Source organism: Haemophilus paracuniculus (assembly GCF_002015115.1).
GTDB classification, from domain to species: domain Bacteria; phylum Pseudomonadota; class Gammaproteobacteria; order Enterobacterales; family Pasteurellaceae; genus Haemophilus_E; species Haemophilus_E paracuniculus.
Genome location: NZ_MUYA01000010.1, coordinates 13,444 through 31,586 on the forward strand (window position 1 = coordinate 13,444; position 18,143 = coordinate 31,586).

Genomic DNA, 18,143 nt, shown 5'->3' on the forward strand with positions numbered 1-18,143 from the left:
AGGGGCATAAAAAAGGTGCGGTTTGGCTCAACTCTTTGCTATACTTGCACCCCGTTTTTTAACCTTATTTTTACGTTTTAAAAGGATATCGAATGCCGATTAAATTTCCGCAATTATTGCAAGAAAGCTGGAATTTTATGCAAAATCAGCGTCAATTTACCCTGTTTGCATTAAGTTTGCTGCTGACTAGCCAAGTCCTCAGCGTGTTGGTGGTGGGATCGCACACCGCCGAACCGCAGCCGCAACCGCAGACCTCGCCCGATCAAGTCTCGTTATTCGGCGTTGTGCCGACAATGTTGTTGGTCTGTTTAAATTTATTTTTTAATTTATTATTTATTTTAAACATTAAAGAGATCAATCAAGGTACATATCAATCATTTTTTAAAAATGTAAGCGGTGCGTTAGCCAAAATTTTCCCTGCCATCGGTTTACATTTATTGATGATTTTCCCAATCTCAATGGGGGCGGCATTTTATTTAAGTGGTGGCGGATTAGTAGCGTTACCATTATTAGTTACGGGCTGTTGGATCTTTTTAAAATTATGTTTATCCGTTTACGCTTACGTGATTGATAATCGTCAAGGGGTAATGGATAGCGTTAAATTTTCGTGGCAATTAACCCGTGGCAAAATGTTGCCGATGATGTTATTTGTGATTATCGCTTATTTTATGCCGTTAGTGATTTCTAATTTGCTTTTAAAATTAGGCAATAACGTTGCCGTAATTGCCTTATCGTTAATTGTAAGTGCGATTATTTCACTGTTTGTAACTATTTTTAGTTTCCGCTTTTATCAAGCCATTTGCCAGCAAGGACAAGCCTAATGAAACAGTTATTAGAATTTATTCCGCTGATTTTATTCTTTGTGGTGTATAAATTATACGGCACGCAAGCCGCAGCGATTGTATTAGTGGTTGCCACCTTTATTCAGCTAATCGCCTTTAAAGTGCTTTACCAAAAAATTGAAAAAATGCAGCTTTTTATGGCAGGCTTTGTAATTATTTTTGGTTTGCTGACCGCTTATTTTGATGATGTTGCCTTTTTAAAATGGAAAGTAACCATTATTAACGGTTTGTTGGCTTTGGCATTATTAGTGAGCCAATTTGTGCTGAAAAATCCGTTAATTAAACATCTGCTCGGTAAAGAAATTAAATTGCCTGATAATGTGTGGGCGAAATTAAATTTTGGCTGGGCGATGTTCTTTATTTTCTGTATGTTGGTTAATTTATATATTAGCTATTTTATGTCAGACGATGCGTGGTATAACTTTAAAGTATTTGGCTTAACAGGATTAAGTTTAGCCGCCACCCTTGCTACTGGTGTTTTTTTATATCCTTATTTAAAGCAGTTAGAGGAAAAAAATGGAAATTAAACAAAATCGTCAGCCAGAAGGCTCTCTGATTCTTCGCACCCTTGCAATGCCGTCCGACACCAATGCCAACGGCGATATTTTCGGCGGTTGGATTATGTCGCAAATGGATATGGGCGGGGCAATTCTCGCCAAAGAGCTTGCCAAAGGGCGAGTGGTTACCGTCTCGGTGGACAAAATGTCGTTCCTTCGCCCAATTTCCGTGGGCGATGTGGTTTGCTGTTACGGCAAATTGACCCATATCGGGCGTTCGTCAATGCAAGTCAAAGTGGAAGTGTGGATCAAGCAAGTTTATGACGGCGTGCGTGATCGCCATTGCGTTACCGAAGCAATTTTCACCTATGTGGCGATTGACAAAGAGGGCAGACCTCGTGCCGTGCCGCGTGAAAACAACCCTGAATTAGATTTAGCGATGTCGTTAATCAACCCTTAAAGGATAACATTATGTACTATGTCATTTTTGCCCAAGACATTCCAAACACCCTTGAAAAACGCCTTGCGGTGCGTGAAAAACATTTGGAACGCTTGAAAGCCTTACAAGCAGAAGATCGTCTCTTAACCGCAGGCCCAAACCCTGCGATTGACGATGAAAACCCTGGCGAAGCAGGTTTCACTGGCTCAACGGTGATTGCCAAATTCGACAGCCTCGAATCCGCGAAACAGTGGGCGAGCCAAGATCCTTATGTGGAAGCGGGTGTGTATGGCGAGGTGATCGTCAAGCCGTTTAAAAAAGTCTTTTAATTGAAAGCGGTTAGATTTTGCGAAATTTTGTGAAATCTAACCGCTTGTTTTTGGATGCTAAACCGTGGTGTCCTTTGGTTGAAGATTGAGGTTGTAATTCCCCATCATTTTGCGTTGAGTGGTTGCGTCAATTTCAAGGGCGATTTGTACTGTTTGAGCTTGCGAAGCAAGCGAGTTTACAAATCGACCGTAGAAATTAGCAACAAGCGAAACAAAGCAAAATGCTTGGGTGTGCTTTCTTTTGCTACTTTTCTTTGCACAAGCAAAGAAAAGTAGATCAATACGAACGATGATATTCCTTCAATTTTATAATGTTAGATTTCCCAGATATTCCTATGCAAACAACGCTATACCCTATTGCTCAACAAAAACTACAAAATCTGATTACCGATCTTAATTTAGCGAAATTTCCCGAAAACCAACCGCTTGTAACGGCAATCGCAATGTCCAATTTTGTGGCAGATACGCTACAAAAACAGCCTGATTTATTGCGATCGTGGTTAGCTAAATTGCCGACATCGGAAGATTGTGGTAACTACACCGAACGCCTGCAAGCGGTGCTTTTTCGCGTAGAAAATGAAGAGGATTTCCACCGTGCGTTGCGACTGTTTCGGCATCGGGAAATGGCAACGTTGAGTTTTGTGCAATCTAACCGTTTGGCTAGTGTCGAATTTGTGTTTGAGCGACTTTCCGATCTCGCTGAAAGTTTGATTTTAGGGGCGAGGGATTGGCTGTTTGCCCGTTGTTGTGAGGAATACGGCACGCCGCAAAATCCACAGGGCGAGGTGCAGGAATTGCTGATTTTGGGAATGGGTAAACTGGGCGGACGGGAACTCAATTTTTCATCCGACATCGATCTGATTTTCACTTATCCCGATCAGGGGGAAACGGTTGGGGCAAGAAAGCCGATCGAAAACAGCAAATTTTTCACACGGCTGGGGCAGCGTTTAATCAAGGCGTTGGATCAAATTACCCTTGACGGCTTTGTCTATCGCGCCGATATGCGGCTGCGTCCGTTCGGCGAAAACGGTGCGTTGGTGCTGAGTTTTTCCGCAATGGAAGATTATTACCAAGAGCAAGGGCGAGATTGGGAACGCTATGCGATGATCAAGGCGAAAATTCTTGGCGAAGATCCGCAAAACCTCAATCATCGCTACCTCAAACAGCTCTTACGACCTTTCGTTTATCGCCGTTATTTGGATTTTAGTGCGATTCAATCCCTGCGAGAAATGAAGCAAAAAATCAGCCGTGAAGTGGTTCGCCGTCAGTTGAGCGACAACATCAAGCTCGGGGCGGGCGGTATTCGTGAGGTGGAATTTATCGTGCAGATGTTCCAGCTAATGCGTGGCGGACGAGATAAAATCCTGCAACAACGAAGCCTGCTCGCCGTGTTGCCTGAACTCGCCAACCTAAAATTATTGAGCGAAACCCAAACCGAGCAACTTCGCCACGCCTACCTTTTCCTACGCAATGTGGAAAATGTGCTACAAGCGATTGACGACAAACAAACCCAAACCCTACCCACCGATCAAGCGGATAGATCACGGCTAATTTTTGCTAGCCAACCTTTTGCGGCGACAGAATTGCAAAACTGGGACGACTTCCTCGCTCTGTTGCATAGCCACCAAACCCACGTCCGCACCATATTCAACGAGCTAATCGGCGAGGAAGAACAGGACGAAAACGAACCACAAAACGAGCAATTTGCTTTGTGGCAGGACATTTTGCACTACCAAATTACCCCCGAAGATTTGGCGAGCGTGCTGGCGGATTATCCCGTTGAACCGACCGCTTACGAGGGGATTTTCCGCCTGCTTGCCGACACTTTCCAAGATTGGGTGAAACGCCCGATTGGGGTGAGGGGGCGGAATGTGCTACGCCAGCTGTTGCCTCGCATAATGCACGAAATTTTCCAACGTGCCGATTATGAGGTGCTGTTACCGCGTTTGCTGAACATTGTGGATAAAATCACCACTCGCACCACTTACCTTGAATTGTTGCTCGAAAAAGAGCAGATCCTACCGCAGTTGCTCACCTTGTGTAGCCAATCGGTGATGATCGCCGACCAAATCGCTCGCCACCCGATGTTGCTGGACGAGCTGATTTTTGAGAACAGTTTGAGCCAAGTGATTGCCCTCGAAGATTATCCGCAGGCATTGCAGGATTATTTAATTCGTATTCCCGAAGACGATGAAGAAGCCTTGATTGACGGGCTTCGCCAGTTCAAACAGAGCCAATTATTGCGGATTGCGGCGGCGGATATTTTGGGCGTGTTGCCCGTGATGAAAATCAGCGATCATCTCACTTATCTGGCGGAAGCGATTATTGGGGCGGTGGTCAAAATGGCGTGGCGACAAGTGGCACAACGGTTCGGCACGCCTGATCATCTCGCTGAGGGCGAGCAGGATTTCGCCGTGATCGGCTACGGCAAATTAGGCGGAATTGAGCTGGGCTATAATTCCGATTTGGATTTGGTATTCCTGCACCAAGCCCCTGCTAACGGCGAAACGAAATGGGGCAAAAAATCGATTTCCAGCCACCAGTTCTACCTCAAACTCGCCCAAAAAATCATTGCGATTTTTAACCTCAACACCAGTGCTGGCGTGCTGTATGAGGTGGATATGCGGTTGAGACCGTCAGGCGAAGCAGGGCTTTTGGTTAGCACCTTTGCCGCCTATGAGGATTATCAAAAAAACGAGGCGTGGACGTGGGAAAGCCAAGCGTTGGTGCGAGCCAGATGCGTTTACGGCTCGCCAGCCTTGCGGACGCAATTTGAGCAAATCCGCCAAAGCACCCTCGCCCAACCCCGTGCAAGCGGTCAGTTACGCCAAGAAATTCGCGAAATGCGAGCCAAAATGTATCAACATCTCGCCCAATCCTCGGTGGACAAATTCCACCTCAAAACCGATCAGGGGGGCATTACCGACATTGAATTTATCGCCCAATGCCTCGTGCTGGAACACGCCCACCAACAGCCGAAAATGGCGATTTGGTCAGATAACGTCCGCATTTTCGACAGCAGTGCTGAATGTGGCATTTTACCGCCCGCCACCGCCGACACCCTCAAACACTGCTACACCACCTTACGCAACCAAATTCATCACCTGAATTTGCTCGGGCAAGATAGCGTAGTCGAAAGTGCAAAATTTCAAACAGAACGTGCCGCTATCAGCGAAATTTGGCGGGGAATTTTTGGTTAAATAAAAACGGCGTTGGGAAACGCCGTTTTGAATGATATTAGTTTAAACAACTTGGAAGATATTTTTCCGTAAGCTGAGAAGTCAAGATTTGGATATTTCTTTTTTGCTCGGAAGATAATCCTTCCTCAGGCAAAGAAGCTAGTCTAACCATATCAATACCCATTTCATTGCTCAAATTTTCTGCATAACAATTACAGCTTTGGTCAATATTGATACGATCTTTTATTTGGGCTGGTAATTGTTTGATTTGTGCTAGACAGATCTTTTTTGCCATATTTTTATAATTTTCGCTAATTTGACTATCCGTCAAACTATCGTAATAGGCTTTTGTCTGCTCTAATGTTGCTACTTTTTGTTTTTCACAACCAAGAAGTAAAGTACTACCTAATAAAAAGAGTAAATAATAAGACTTTTTCATTATAACCACCCAAAGAAAAACATTAAGCCACGAATTACACCAACAACGATAGTAAAAATATCTAATGCTGCCCAAAATAAATTATCCGCTTGGAAATCTTTAAATGCAGCATAAAAAGGTAAAATTCCACCTAGTGTGTAGATTATATAGAATATAATTCCAACGAATCCACTTAAAACATCTTCTAAAAAATCTCGCATAAATAAACTCCTATAAAATGAGATAGAATGGTTAATCATTTTCTTCTAAAAACTGCTTAATATTTTGTTCTTCTTCATCGGTTAAGATTATTTCAGGGTTAAATCCATTACCTAAGTAATGTTTGGTTATTTCTCGGCGTAAGTATTCTGAAAGAGATAATTTTTCAAGGTTTGCTAGGGTGGTTAAATCTTCCTTAAGTTTGTGATGACAAGCAATTTTTATATCTTGAATATTTTTGCCAAGAGATTGTCTTTTCCTTTTGTTTGCAAGAGCAGAAATCGAAAAGCGAGTATTAAGTTCTGGAATTTTTTCTAATTCGGTTGATTTGTTACGGTATTTTTCTCGAAAATAAATAACCGCACTCATTCCGTAACAATGGATCAATAAAATTTCACGAATGGTATGAGCAATGGAATTTGTTTTAAAATTGTTTTCTGCTTCTTGATTTATACAATGGAATACAATGTTAGGAATCCAAAATTTAATTGTAGTATCAAATTCTTTGTCAAAATTAGGTAGTTGATAAGCGGATTTTTTTATGTCTTGCATAGATTCTAACTTGATTTCCTTTTTCAATTTAAATGAAAGATAATACTTTTTTAATAATGAAGCTCTTTCTTTTTCGGCAAGGGTGAATATCGTCCACATTTTTACTTCCTTTTTAAAATGGTTTGAATTATAAAATGTTGTTGAGCATTTTCAATGAAAATCGTAGGGGCGTGAGAGTGTAATTTTTAAACAATCTGAGATAAAAAATCCCCTGAAATTATTTTCAGAGGATAGCAAGCGGTAGGATTTGGGTAAATTTCTTTACCCGATTTAGCGAATTTTGAGAGTTAAAATATAGCGTTCCGCTTCTTGATGACAACTTTCCCACTGATAACCTTGCTGTTCGCAAAGTAATTTGAAATCACTCAAACTGGTGGCTTGGTTGAGAACAAGCTCAACGGCCGCCCCAGCAGTGAGGGTGGCGAGGACTTTTTTTGCCATTAACAGCGGTAGCGGGCAACGGTAAGCGGTCAGATCGAGTTGATATTTCACGTTAGATCTTGCGGCGATCCGCCATTACTTTGCCCATTTGGGTAAGTTGGGTTTCGGCTAAATGGGTTCGACCGAGTTCAAACAGCGGTTCTTCAATCGCAATATGGTTATCGTAGCCTGCCACAAATTGGGCGATCAATTCGGGATCGAGGCTATTTCGCTGATTGGCGAGCAATTCGGCTAATTGGGCGGAAAGCAATGCCCAATTTTGGTGTAGCTGTTCGTGCTGATTTTCAAGCTGATCGACCGCCGATTGTGCTTGGGGTTGCACTTCAAGCAAGGCTGGGAAAAAATCGCACTCTTCATCTTGATGATGTAACGGTGCGGCGAGGTTGAAATAGTTGATAATTTGTTGCACGTCGTTTTTGACCGCTTGATTTACCCCGTTTTCGGCGAGGTAGTTGGGTAGCATTGTCAGTTGTTTGCAAAAGCGTTTCACGTTGGCGTGGCAGGCGTAGAGCATTTCGATCGGCTCTTCCCAGCTGACAAATTTTTGTGGTTCAAGTTGTTGCATAATGATTTCCTTGATATGAGTAAAAGGCATAAGCGTTACACTTATGCCTTATTGGTTAGTCGTTGATTTCTGATTGTAACGGCGGCACTTCTTTGCCGATTTTTTGGTAGAACTCAATCACAAATTGGTCGAAGCGATCTTGCTCGATGGCTTCACGGATTTGTGCCATTAGGCGTTGGTAGTAACGCAAATTGTGAATGGTGTTCAATCTTGCCCCTAAAATTTCGCCACATTTGTCGAGGTGGTAGAGGTAGGCTTTGGTGTAATTTTTGCAGGTGTAGCAGTCGCACTCGGGATCGAGAGGGCTGAGATCGTTGCGGTATTTGGCGTTGCGGATTTTCACAATGCCGTTGCTGACGAACAAATGCCCGTTGCGTGCGTTGCGGGTTGGCATTACGCAGTCGAACATATCGATCCCACGACGAACGCCCTCTACTAAATCTTCGGGTTTACCCACGCCCATTAGGTAGCGAGGTTTATCCGCAGGGATTTGCGGGCAAACATATTCCAAAATGCGGTGCATATCTTCTTTTGGTTCGCCTACGGCTAAACCACCGACCGCATAGCCGTCAAAGCCGATTTCGACCAATTTTTCCACCGAAACTTTGCGTAATTCTTCGTAAACACCCCCTTGAATAATGCCGAATAGAGCGTTTGGATTTTGCAATTCGTCAAAGCGATCACGGCTACGTTTCGCCCAGCGAAGCGACATTTCCATTGATTGTTTGGCGTAGTCGAAAGTGGCTGGGTAAGGGGTACATTCGTCAAAAATCATTACGATATCTGAGCCGAGATCGTATTGAATTTCCATTGATTTTTCGGGCGAAAGGAAGATTTTTTCGCCACTGATTGGATTCTGGAATGTTACGCCTTCTTCTTTGATTTTGCGTAATTTGCCTAAGCTAAACACTTGGAAACCGCCAGAATCGGTGAGGATTGGACCGTGCCATTGCATAAAATCGTGCAAATCGCCGTGCTGACGCATAATTTCCTGTCCTGGACGTAGCCACAAGTGGAAAGTGTTGCCGAGCAGAATTTCTGCCCCTGTTTGTGCCACTTCCTCGGGTGTCATTCCTTTTACCGTGCCATAAGTGCCAACGGGCATAAAGGCTGGGGTTTCTACCGTGTATTCGCCTTTCGGGCGAGAGAAAGTTAAACGCCCACGGCGAGCGTTGCCACTTTGAGTTAAAAGTTCGTATTTCATAAAATCCTACAAATAAACAGTTCGTAGAGAGTATAAGATAAGCAAAAACGCCACGCAATGCGTGGCGTCTTCATTAAAGGCTAAAATTAACCTTTGTAGTTGTAAACGTGAGCAACTAAGTCTAATACTTTGTTTGAGTAGCCCACTTCGTTATCGTACCAAGATACGAGTTTCACGAACGTATCAGTTAATGCGATACCAGCGTCTGCATCAAATACAGAAGTTTCAGTTGCACCGTTGAAGTCAGTAGAAACCACTGCATCTTCTGTGTAACCTAACACGCCTTTTAATTCGCCGTTGAATGTTTTACCTTCCGCAGCGTCTTTGATCGCTTGTTTGATTTGCTCGTATGAAGCTGGTTTTTCTAAGTTTACGGTTAAATCAACCACAGAAACGTTAGTAGTTGGTACGCGGAACGCCATACCTGTTAATTTACCGTTTAATGCTGGTAATACTTTACCTACTGCTTTCGCTGCACCAGTTGATGATGGAATGATGTTTTGTGAAGCTCCACGACCGCCACGCCAGTCTTTCGCTGATGGACCATCAACGGTTTTTTGGGTTGCTGTGGTTGCGTGAACGGTGGTCATTAAACCGTCTTTGATACCGAAAGTTTCGTGGATAACACGTGCAAGCGGTGCTAAACAGTTTGTTGTACAAGAAGCGTTAGAAACGATGTCTTGACCTGCGTAAGCGTTGAAGTTTACGCCTTTAACGAACATAGGGGTAGCATCTTTTGATGGGCCAGTTAAAACCACTTTTTTCGCACCTGCTTCGATGTGTTTACGTGCAGTTGCATCATCAAGGAATAAGCCAGTCGCTTCAACTGCGATATCAACGCCGATTTCGTTCCATTTTAAGTTTGCAGGATCACGCTCAGAAGTTACACGGATTGCTTTACCGTTTACCACTAATTGACCGTCTTTCACTTCAACAGTGCCGTTGAAACGGCCGTGTGTTGAGTCGTATTTAAGCATATAAGCCATATACTCAACATCAATTAAGTCGTTGATACCCACAACTTCGATATCATCACGTTGTTGTGCTGCACGGAAAACGATACGACCGATACGACCGAAGCCGTTAATACCAATTTTAATTGCCATAGATTTTTCTACCTATATTAAAGTTAAACAAAATTGTTCTTCCGCTTGTTGGAAGTGGTGCGATTATAGCATAGAGTTATTGAGATCGAACAACCAAAAGCACAAAAAGCAGTAAAACAGATAAATTTTGTGTGATCTAGGTCAAATTTTTGAAATTTCTTAGCTGAACAGCTTACGCAAAAGCGGAAAAAGTGCTAGAAATAGCAAGTTTTTAATGCGAGGTACAAAATGATTAAAGAAATTAGCGAATTAACCGAAGAACAAGTAGAAATTTTAATCAATCACGGCACAGAATTGCCGTTTACGGGCAAATTTCTGAATGAAGATCGTGTCGGCACATACCGCTGTGCCAGATGCCATAATGCTTTGTTCCGTTCTGATACTAAATTTGACGCAGGTTGTGGCTGGCCGAGTTTTTACGAAACTATTTCCGAAACCGCATTACGCTATTTGGACGATTACAGTTTAGGTCGCCACCGCACGGAAATCCGTTGCGGTAATTGCGATTCCCACTTAGGACACGTTTTTAATGACGGCCCAAAACCAACGGGATTGCGTTTCTGCCTTAATTCCCTAGCACTCAATTTTAAATGGGACGAAACGGGCGAAGAGATTGATGGTTAAAAAATAGGGGATTACGATGAGAGTTTTTCCAATTTCAATGAAATCTAGTCGAGTTTTAAGTGTTTTGTTATGCGGATTAGTCGCTGGTTGTTCGAGTGAATTTGCCAGTATTTCGACTTTTGGGGGATATTTAGGTTTTCCAAAGATCGCGGAACAAAATGCTACGCCAATCAAAGAAGATACGCATCAACGCATTATTTCTGATGTTACACCTCAAACAGAGCAGACATCGAAAGCAGTACAAAAAATATATCGTAAGGAAAATACGAACTCAGTATATTCAACAACTTCGTCATATCGCAAAAGCAGTAATCCCTCTAAAAAAGCGGCTAAACCGCAAAATTCAAATTTGAAATGTGGTGGCAAACGTTATTGTAGTGATATGAATAGTTGTGCAGAAGCTAAGTTTTATCTTAGACAATGTGGATTACGCCGTTTAGATCGAGATGGCGATGGTGTGCCTTGTGAAAGTCTTTGTGGATAATCGTTAAATTTTTTGTGATCGAGTTCACAAACTTAACATTTGCCGTTAGAAAACTGAACATTCATCCATTACAATGTTTTCACGATGTTCAACAAAATAAAAGGAGACAAAATGAAAACATTGGGCGAATTTATTATCGAAAAACAAGCGGATTACCCAGAAGCAAAAGGCGAATTGAGTGGCATTTTGTCGTCCATTCGCCTTGCGGCAAAAATTATCCACCGAGAAATTAACCGAGCAGGGTTGAGCCAAGATATTTTAGGCGTGGCGGGTAGCGAAAATGTGCAGGGCGAAGCTCAAATGAAATTGGACGTTTTCGCTAATGAAACAATGAAAAAAGCCCTGATCGCCCGTGAAGATATCGCAGGCTTTGCCTCAGAGGAAGATGATTGTTTTGTCGCGTTTGATACGGAACGTGGGCGTAACGCCAAATATATTCTGATGACCGATCCCCTCGATGGATCATCAAACATTGATGTGAACGTATCTGTTGGCACGATTTTCTCAATCTACAAACGTATTTCACCAATCGGCACGCCCGTTACAATGGAAGATTTTTTGCAAGAAGGGCGTAAACAAATTGCCGCAGGCTATGTTACTTACGGATCTTCTACAATGTTGGTTTACACCACAGGAAACGGCGTGAATGGTTTCACTTATGATCCGTCCTTAGGCTTATTTATCCTTTCTCACCCTGATATGAAAATGCCGTTTGAAGGCAAATACTATTCGATCAACGAAGGGCAGTACGTTACGTTCCCACAAGGCGTGAAGCAATTTATTAAATACTGCCAAGAAAATGATCCTGCCACCAAACGCCCTTATTCTTCCCGTTATATCGGCTCGTTGGTGTCGGATTTCCACCGCAATTTATTAAAAGGCGGCATTTATATCTACCCAACTTCAACGGTCTATCCAAAAGGCAAACTTCGCTTGCTTTATGAAGGAAACCCAATGGCATTCCTTGCAGAACAAGCAGGCGGAATGGCAACGGACGGCTTCAATCCCATTCTTGACATCAAACCAACAGAATTACACCAACGTGTGCCATTCTTCGTTGGCTCAACCGCAATGGTGCAACAAGCGGTTGGATTTATGCAAAAATTTGAAAATGCCTAACAATAAAAAACCGCACATTAGTGCGGTTTTTTGTCTAAGAGAGGATTCTAATTTAGTATACACAGATCAAACTTCCAACATTTAAATTTTTGATAATTTTCGCCATCTCCAAACACCTCCAAATCACCTGCTAAAAAAATGAGATACTCTAAGATTTTTTTAGATCTTATTAGAGTTCAATTTTACTGAAAACAGTTGAAAATGCTAGATTTTTTAGAGTTTATTAGAGATTGTTGAAGTTTATGAGATGAGTTAATGGAGGCGTGTCCCGGAGTCGAACCGAGCTACATGGATTTGCAATCCAGTGCATAACCGCTTTGCTAACACGCCTTTGGTAAGAAAAAATGGAGCGGGAAACGAGGCTCGAACTCGCGACCCCGACCTTGGCAAGGTCGTGCTCTACCAACTGAGCTATTCCCGCTTTGGAAAGGTTGTTCGGAAAGAACGGGGCGTATTCTACGGATTTTTATTTCGCTGTCAAACTGAAATTCGCAAAAAAAATTCGTTTGTTGAAAAAAAGTGCATAATGTTGATTTTTTGAGAGTTGTTAGGATTGGCGATAAAGTGTTCCGATCTCTTAATAAAATTGGAAATCGGCTTGCACTCTGGGCGTGAGGTGCTACACTTTCGCTCGTTTTTTCACACACAAAAGGAAATATGCAATGCAACAAAAATTAAAATCTTGGGTTGCCGCCTTGGGGCTGGCTGGGGGCTTTTTGTTTGGGGCGAATGTAGCACAAGCAGAGGGGCGTTTGACGGTTTATTGCACGGTTCAAAATGAAGTGTGTGAGAACATCACCCAAAAATTTGCCAAGAAATATAATGTCGAAACCCAGTTTGTGCAGGGTGGCACTGGCACGATTTTCGGCAAAATTCAGGCGGAAAAAGATAATCCGCAAGCGGATTTTTGGTTTGGTGGCACGATTGAGCCACATCTGCAAGCGGGGGAAATGGGCTTGCTCGAATCTTACCGCTCGCCAAAACAGGCGGAAATTTTGCCTCAATTTAAAAAATTGATGGACGAAAAAGGCGATCTCACCTCAATCGTTTATATGTTGGTGTTGGGCTTTGGGGCGAACACGGAAAAATTGGCGAAATTAGGCGTTGAGCCACCGAAAACGTGGGAAAGTTTGCTTGACCCAAAACTCAAAGGCGAAATTCAGTTGCCTGACCCGCGTTCTTCTGGCACAACTTACACCCTAATGGCGACTTTAATTCAGCTTTGGGGCGAAGAAAAAGCCTTTGAATATCTGAAAAAACTTGACCAAAACGTGTCGCAATATGTGAAAAGTAACCTCGTTACCGCCAATCTTTCCCGTGGCGAAAGTGCGGCAAGTGTCGGTTTTGTGCACGCTTATGCCACCGAAAAGGATAAAGGGGCATCAGTTGAGGCGATTATTCCTGCGGGCAAAGTGGGCTACGCATTGGGTGGGGCAAGCATTATCAAAAACGCTCGTAACCTCGATAATGCCAAATTATTTATGGATTATGTGTTGAGCAAAGAAGCCCAAGAAATTCCGTGGCGTGAAAATGGGGTTTACCAAATTCCAACCAACGTGAATGCGGAAGCCTCGCCGAAATCCGTTGATCCGAAAAAGTTAGATTTAATCGATTTTGATTTCGCCAAATTTGGCTCAAAAGAAGAGGGTAAACGTTTGATCGACAAATGGCTTGCCGAGATTAAATTAACCAAATAAAGAAAATCCCTTTCAAGCGGTCAGATTCTTGCTAAAATTCGCAAAATTTTACGGAATCTGACCGCTTGTTTTTGTTTATGCTCACATTTTTGACTCGTTCCCCCTTTTGGATTGCCCTTGCGTGGCTGGCGTTTGCGGTGTTGCCCTCGCAAGCCTTGCATTATGGCTGGGCGGAATCTACCCCTGCTGAACGCTGGCAGGCAATGGGCTGGAACGGGGCAGGGCTGGCGTGGTCGTGGTTCGGCTCGTTGGCGTTATTTTGCTTTTCCCCTCGCATTGCTTCCCTCAAAAAACGCAGTTGGATTGAATTAGCTCTGGTCGGCGTGATTGCCTTGTGGCTGTTCGGCTCGGCAAAATGGGCGAATTTTCCTCTTGGTTATGCGGTGATTTTTCTGCTGATCGCCCTCGGGGTGGTGGCGGTAAATGCGTTAGCGAGATTGTCTTTTTTAGGTGGTGATCGCTTTCTACTATCCACTTTCTTGTTAGTGTCGCTGTTGGTCGGCGGGGCGATTTTATATCCGATTTTATCGGTGTTGATTACCCTGTTTGAGGGCGAGCCTTGGGCGATTTTGCAACAATATTACTTGTTACGTTTGATTTTTAATTCCCTTAGCGTTTCCGCCACGGTGGGCGTTTTCGCCACTTTTTTCGGCTTTGCTTTCGCCCTTTATACCACTCGCATTGCCAAACGCGGGCGTTGGGTGGGCAAATTTTTGTCGATTTTGCCAATGGTTACGCCACCCTTTGTGGTGGGGCTGGGCGTGAGTTTAATGCTTGGGCGTTCGGGCTATCTCACCCCGTTTTTGGTCGATTATTTCGGTTTTAGCCAAAATTGGCTTTACGGTTTTAATGGGATTGTGATTTCCCACACCCTTGCCCTCACACCAATGGCGTTTATGATGTTAGAGGGAGCGTTACGCGCAATGAATTCCACCCTCGAAGAAGCGAGTTATAGCCTGCGAGCCAGCCGTTGGCAAACCTTTAAAGGGATCATTTTTCCGTTACTCAAACCTGCCTTGGCTAATGCGTTTTTGGTGGTTTCGGTGCAATCCTTGGCGGATTTCAGCACCCCCTTTGTGCTTGGGGGGAATTTTGATGTGCTGGCAAGCCAAATCTATTTTTATCTGGTGGGAACGCAACTGGATTACGCTTCGGCAAGTCTGCTCGGCACGATTTTGTTGGCGTTTTCGTTGATGATTTTTCTGATTCAATATTATTGGATCGGGCGGAAATCCTACGTTACCGTCTCGGGGCGAGGTTATCGGGGCAAAATGCAACCCCTTGCAAGGGGTATGATTTGGCTGATTTTTGCCTTGTTGATCCTCTGGGGCGGTTTTACCCTGTTGCTGTACGGCTCAATTTTTTACGGCAGTTTCACCGTAAACTGGGGAGTGGATCACACGTTCACTCTCAAAAATTACCTCAAATTATTCGGGCAGGGGCTAAATCAAGGGGCGTTTCCCTCTTTAATTCAAACGGTGCTGTATGCCTTGATTGCCGCACCGCTCACTGCCATTTTCGGCTTTCTGTTGGCTTATCTGTTAAAGCGAAAACGATTTTGGGGGCGGCAGGGGATTGAATTTATCGCCTTGCTCTGTTTTGCCGTACCGGGTACGGTGGCGGGGCTTTCCTATGTGGTGGCGTTTAACCACGCCCCCCTTTATTTGACGGGAACGGGGGCGATTATTGTGCTTTCAATGGTAATGCGAAATATGCCGATTGGAATGAGGGCTTGCGTAGCAGGCTTAGAGCAGATCGACAAAGCCCTTGACGAAGCCTCGTTTTCCTTGAAAGGCAACAGTTTCCAAACCCTGCGAGGGGTTATTTTTCCGTTGCTCAAATCGGCGTTATTGTCGGCGTTGGTAACCAGTTTCGTGCGTTCGATGACGACCATTAGTGCGATTATTTTCCTCGTTACCCCCAGCACAAGGGTGGCAACCTCTTTTATTTTAAATCGGGTGGAAGACGGCGACTACGGGCAAGCGGTGGCTTATGGGGCAACTTTAATTGTGGTGATGATGCTTATCATCGGGCTTTTTCATTTATTACTGGGGCGAAAAAATGAAGATTGAACACTATCCTGAACAGCAACTTTTTGTATATGTGAATGAAGCAGGGCAGCAAGCGGGTAGATTGCGTTATCGTTTTATTTCAGCGGATAAAATTGACGTTTTTTCTACGGTGGTTGAGCCAGCCTTTCAAGGCAAAGGGATTGCGGGTGAATTATATGCGGCGATGATTGCATTCGTGCAACAACAGCAATGCAAAGTAAAACCGAGTTGTAGCTACATTGAAAAACGAATGGAACGCTCACACCCCGATTTAATCGCTTAAATATGAAATTCTACAAAAAATGCTAGATTTTAACCGTGAAATTTGGTATAAAACGCACCGTTTTTTGCCTCAAATTGATTGTGGCTAAAAAACATTCACATTTATCTTTTAACACTAAAACACACACATATCACTCACTAAGCATCGGGGTGCTGATTTTCAGTTGATTGTCTTAGGATATGTGGAGGCTAAACCCCGTTCTGTCTTTCATAAGTGGCAGAACAAACAACCAAAAAAGGAAAATTCTTATGGCACAAGCTTCTATGCGCGATATGCTTAACGCAGGCGTTCACTATGGTCACCAAACTCGTTACTGGAACCCAAAAATGAAACCATTCATTTTCGGTGCGCGTAACGGTGTTCATGTTATCAACCTTGAAAAAACGTTACCACTTTTCAATGAAGCATTAGCAGAATTGACACGCATTTCAAGCAACAACGGTAAAATCCTTTTCGTAGGGACAAAACGTGCAGCGTCTGATGCAGTTAAAGCAGCAGCAGTAGATTGCCAACAATTCTATGTAAACCACCGCTGGTTAGGTGGTATGCTCACCAACTGGAAAACCGTTCGTCAATCAATCAAACGCTTAAAAGATTTAGAAGCACAAACCCAAGACGGTACTTTCGATAAAATCACGAAAAAAGAAGCGTTAATGCGTACTCGTGAACTCGAAAAATTAGAGTTAAGCCTTGGCGGTATCAAAGATATGGCAGGTCTTCCAGATGCGATCTTCGTTATCGGTGCGGATCACGAACACATCGCAATCAAAGAAGCAAATAACTTAGGTATCCCTGTATTTGCTATCGTTGATACTAACTCTAACCCAGATGGCGTAAACTACATCATTCCGGGTAACGATGACGCAACGCGTGCAATCCAACTTTACTTAGATTCAGCAGTAGCTGCAATCAAAGAAGGTAAAGGTGCGAACGTTGAAGCTGAATTAGCAGCGGAATAATCGTTATTAAGGCTCGCCCTTAACACAATTCATCATTTGTGAGGCAGGGGCGGAAATGTCCCTGCTTTCATTTATCTTTAAATTCAACTCTTTGAGGAATAAAAAATGGCTGAAATTACAGCATCTCTCGTAAAAGAACTTCGTGAGCGTACTGGCGCTGGTATGATGGAATGTAAAAAAGCGTTAGTAGAAGCGAATGGCGATATCGAATTAGCTATCGACAATATGCGTAAATCGGGTCAAGCAAAAGCAGCGAAAAAAGCTGGTAACATCGCCGCAGAAGGCGTGATCTTAGCGCGCGTGGCAAACGGTTTCGGCGTATTAGTTGAAATGAACTGCCAAACTGACTTCGTAGCAAAAGACGCTGGTTTCTTAGAATTAGCGAACGAAGTTGCAGATTACGCAGCAGCAAACAAAGATATTTCAATCGAAGCATTAGCTGCACAATTTGAAGAAAAACGTGTCGCATTAGTGGCGAAAATCGGTGAAAATATGAACATTCGCCGTGTGAAATTCTTAGAAGGCAACGTGATCGCACAATACTTACACGGTGCGAAAATCGGTGTATTAGTGGCTGGTGAAGGTTCAGAAGAAGAGTTAAGAAAAGTGGCAATGCACGTTGCGGCTTCTAAACCTGAATTCGTAAACCCAGAAGACGTTTCTGCGGAAGTGGTGGCAAAAGAGCGTGAAATCCAAATCGAAATCGCAATGAACTCTGGCAAACCAAAAGAAATCGCAGAGAAAATGGTTGAAGGCCGTATGGCGAAATTCACTGGCGAAGTTTCATTAACGGGTCAGCCGTTCGTAATGGATCCATCACAATCAGTAGGCAGCTACTTAAAATCAGTAAACACCTCTGTGTCTAACTTCATCCGCTTAGAAGTGGGCGAAGGTATCGAGAAAGTGGAAGAAGATTTCGCCGCAGAAGTAGCGAAAATCACTGGCGGAAACGCTTAATTCTTTCTCTCATTGAAAGACCAAAAAAGCAGGCGAATGCCTGCTTTTTTATTGCCTCATTTTTGAACAAACAAGCATCCATTCCCACAATCCAGTATCCACCTCACACGAAGGGAAATTTAAAGTTTTTGCACACTTGCACTATGCAACCATTTACACTAAAATAAAACCATCTTTT

Annotated in this window: 20 protein-coding genes and 2 tRNA genes; 13 read left to right on the top strand and 9 right to left on the bottom strand. The window is 43.4% G+C overall.

Annotated features, from left to right (window positions below):
• The first annotated feature begins 92 nt into the window (after positions 1 to 92).
• From B0187_RS07945 to glnE, 5 genes are all read left to right on the top strand, one after another.
• The gene (locus tag B0187_RS07945; protein ID WP_078237335.1) at positions 93 to 821 is read left to right on the top strand and encodes a hypothetical protein; all 729 of its coding nucleotides are present in this window, start codon (positions 93 to 95) and stop codon (positions 819 to 821) included.
• Entirely contained in the window at positions 821 to 1,369 is a 549-nt protein-coding gene (locus B0187_RS07950; RefSeq protein ID WP_078237336.1) for a septation protein A, read from the top strand. The genes B0187_RS07945 and B0187_RS07950 overlap by 1 nt, the downstream gene beginning before the upstream one ends.
• On the top strand, positions 1,359 to 1,799 hold the full coding sequence (gene yciA / locus B0187_RS07955; RefSeq protein WP_078237337.1) for an acyl-CoA thioester hydrolase YciA: 441 nt from the start codon (positions 1,359 to 1,361) through the stop codon (positions 1,797 to 1,799). Before B0187_RS07950 ends, yciA begins: the two co-directional genes overlap by 11 nt.
• An 11-nt stretch (positions 1,800 to 1,810) precedes the next feature.
• Positions 1,811 to 2,107, top strand: coding sequence for a YciI family protein (locus B0187_RS07960; RefSeq protein WP_078237338.1), 297 nt, complete (start codon positions 1,811 to 1,813; stop codon positions 2,105 to 2,107).
• A 335-nt stretch (positions 2,108 to 2,442) separates the two neighbouring features.
• Positions 2,443 to 5,307, top strand: a complete 2,865-nt coding sequence (glnE, locus tag B0187_RS07965; RefSeq protein ID WP_078237339.1) for a bifunctional [glutamate--ammonia ligase]-adenylyl-L-tyrosine phosphorylase/[glutamate--ammonia-ligase] adenylyltransferase — start codon at positions 2,443 to 2,445, stop codon at positions 5,305 to 5,307.
• A gap of 37 nt (positions 5,308 to 5,344) precedes the next feature.
• On the opposite strand, the gene B0187_RS07970 is transcribed toward glnE, so the two are convergent.
• The 7 genes from B0187_RS07970 to gap form a co-directional block, all read right to left on the bottom strand.
• Positions 5,345 to 5,725 carry a hypothetical protein gene (locus B0187_RS07970; RefSeq protein WP_078237340.1) on the bottom strand — a complete coding sequence of 127 codons (381 nt, stop codon included), beginning with the start codon at positions 5,723 to 5,725 and terminating at the stop codon, positions 5,345 to 5,347.
• The gene (locus B0187_RS07975) at positions 5,725 to 5,925 is read right to left on the bottom strand and encodes a hypothetical protein (protein ID WP_078237341.1); all 201 of its coding nucleotides are present in this window, start codon (positions 5,923 to 5,925) and stop codon (positions 5,725 to 5,727) included. The genes B0187_RS07970 and B0187_RS07975 overlap by 1 nt, the downstream gene beginning before the upstream one ends.
• Before the next feature lie 31 nt (positions 5,926 to 5,956).
• On the bottom strand, positions 5,957 to 6,574 hold the full coding sequence (locus tag B0187_RS07980) for a hypothetical protein (RefSeq protein ID WP_078237342.1): 618 nt from the start codon (positions 6,572 to 6,574) through the stop codon (positions 5,957 to 5,959).
• A 171-nt stretch (positions 6,575 to 6,745) separates the two neighbouring features.
• Complete coding sequence (locus tag B0187_RS07985) at positions 6,746 to 6,967, bottom strand: sulfurtransferase TusA family protein (RefSeq protein ID WP_078237343.1); 222 nt, start codon at positions 6,965 to 6,967, stop codon at positions 6,746 to 6,748.
• Position 6,968: 1 nt separating this feature from the next.
• Positions 6,969 to 7,481 (bottom strand): hemerythrin domain-containing protein, encoded by a 513-nt coding sequence (locus B0187_RS07990; RefSeq protein ID WP_078237344.1) that lies wholly within the window; start codon positions 7,479 to 7,481, stop codon positions 6,969 to 6,971.
• 55 nt (positions 7,482 to 7,536) lie between these two features.
• The gene (tgt, locus tag B0187_RS07995) at positions 7,537 to 8,685 is read right to left on the bottom strand and encodes a tRNA guanosine(34) transglycosylase Tgt (protein ID WP_078237345.1); all 1,149 of its coding nucleotides are present in this window, start codon (positions 8,683 to 8,685) and stop codon (positions 7,537 to 7,539) included.
• An 86-nt stretch (positions 8,686 to 8,771) separates the two neighbouring features.
• Complete coding sequence (gene gap / locus B0187_RS08000) at positions 8,772 to 9,791, bottom strand: type I glyceraldehyde-3-phosphate dehydrogenase (protein WP_078237346.1); 1,020 nt, start codon at positions 9,789 to 9,791, stop codon at positions 8,772 to 8,774.
• Positions 9,792 to 10,019: 228 nt separating this feature from the next.
• Here gap and msrB point away from each other — a divergent pair, with 228 nt between their 5' ends.
• The 3 genes from msrB to fbp all read left to right on the top strand — a co-directional run bounded on the left by msrB (position 10,020) and on the right by fbp (position 12,018).
• On the top strand, positions 10,020 to 10,415 hold the full coding sequence (gene msrB / locus B0187_RS08005) for a peptide-methionine (R)-S-oxide reductase MsrB (RefSeq protein WP_078237347.1): 396 nt from the start codon (positions 10,020 to 10,022) through the stop codon (positions 10,413 to 10,415).
• A gap of 247 nt (positions 10,416 to 10,662) precedes the next feature.
• Positions 10,663 to 10,899: an excalibur calcium-binding domain-containing protein gene (locus B0187_RS10380; RefSeq protein WP_245797022.1), complete on the top strand. Its 237-nt coding sequence runs from the start codon at positions 10,663 to 10,665 to the stop codon at positions 10,897 to 10,899.
• 111 nt (positions 10,900 to 11,010) lie between these two features.
• The gene (gene fbp / locus B0187_RS08015; RefSeq protein ID WP_078237349.1) at positions 11,011 to 12,018 is read left to right on the top strand and encodes a class 1 fructose-bisphosphatase; all 1,008 of its coding nucleotides are present in this window, start codon (positions 11,011 to 11,013) and stop codon (positions 12,016 to 12,018) included.
• A 256-nt stretch (positions 12,019 to 12,274) separates the two neighbouring features.
• Here the strand turns inward: fbp and B0187_RS08020 are convergent.
• A tRNA-Cys gene (locus tag B0187_RS08020) sits at positions 12,275 to 12,348 on the bottom strand.
• Positions 12,349 to 12,363: 15 nt separating this feature from the next.
• Positions 12,364 to 12,439: transfer RNA gene (locus B0187_RS08025), tRNA-Gly, on the bottom strand.
• A gap of 241 nt (positions 12,440 to 12,680) precedes the next feature.
• Here B0187_RS08025 and B0187_RS08030 point away from each other — a divergent pair.
• The 5 genes from B0187_RS08030 to tsf all read left to right on the top strand — a co-directional run bounded on the left by B0187_RS08030 (position 12,681) and on the right by tsf (position 17,965).
• Entirely contained in the window at positions 12,681 to 13,715 is a 1,035-nt protein-coding gene (locus B0187_RS08030; RefSeq protein ID WP_078237350.1) for an ABC transporter substrate-binding protein, read from the top strand.
• Between the two features lie 77 nt (positions 13,716 to 13,792).
• Positions 13,793 to 15,787, top strand: a complete 1,995-nt coding sequence (locus tag B0187_RS08035) for an ABC transporter permease (RefSeq protein WP_078237351.1) — start codon at positions 13,793 to 13,795, stop codon at positions 15,785 to 15,787.
• Positions 15,777 to 16,049, top strand: a complete 273-nt coding sequence (locus B0187_RS08040) for a GNAT family N-acetyltransferase (protein WP_078237352.1) — start codon at positions 15,777 to 15,779, stop codon at positions 16,047 to 16,049. Before B0187_RS08035 ends, B0187_RS08040 begins: the two co-directional genes overlap by 11 nt.
• A 248-nt stretch (positions 16,050 to 16,297) precedes the next feature.
• On the top strand, positions 16,298 to 17,008 hold the full coding sequence (gene rpsB, locus B0187_RS08045) for a 30S ribosomal protein S2 (protein WP_078237353.1): 711 nt from the start codon (positions 16,298 to 16,300) through the stop codon (positions 17,006 to 17,008).
• Between the two features lie 105 nt (positions 17,009 to 17,113).
• Positions 17,114 to 17,965 carry a translation elongation factor Ts gene (tsf, locus tag B0187_RS08050; protein ID WP_078237354.1) on the top strand — a complete coding sequence of 284 codons (852 nt, stop codon included), beginning with the start codon at positions 17,114 to 17,116 and terminating at the stop codon, positions 17,963 to 17,965.
• Positions 17,966 to 18,143 lie beyond the last annotated feature (178 nt).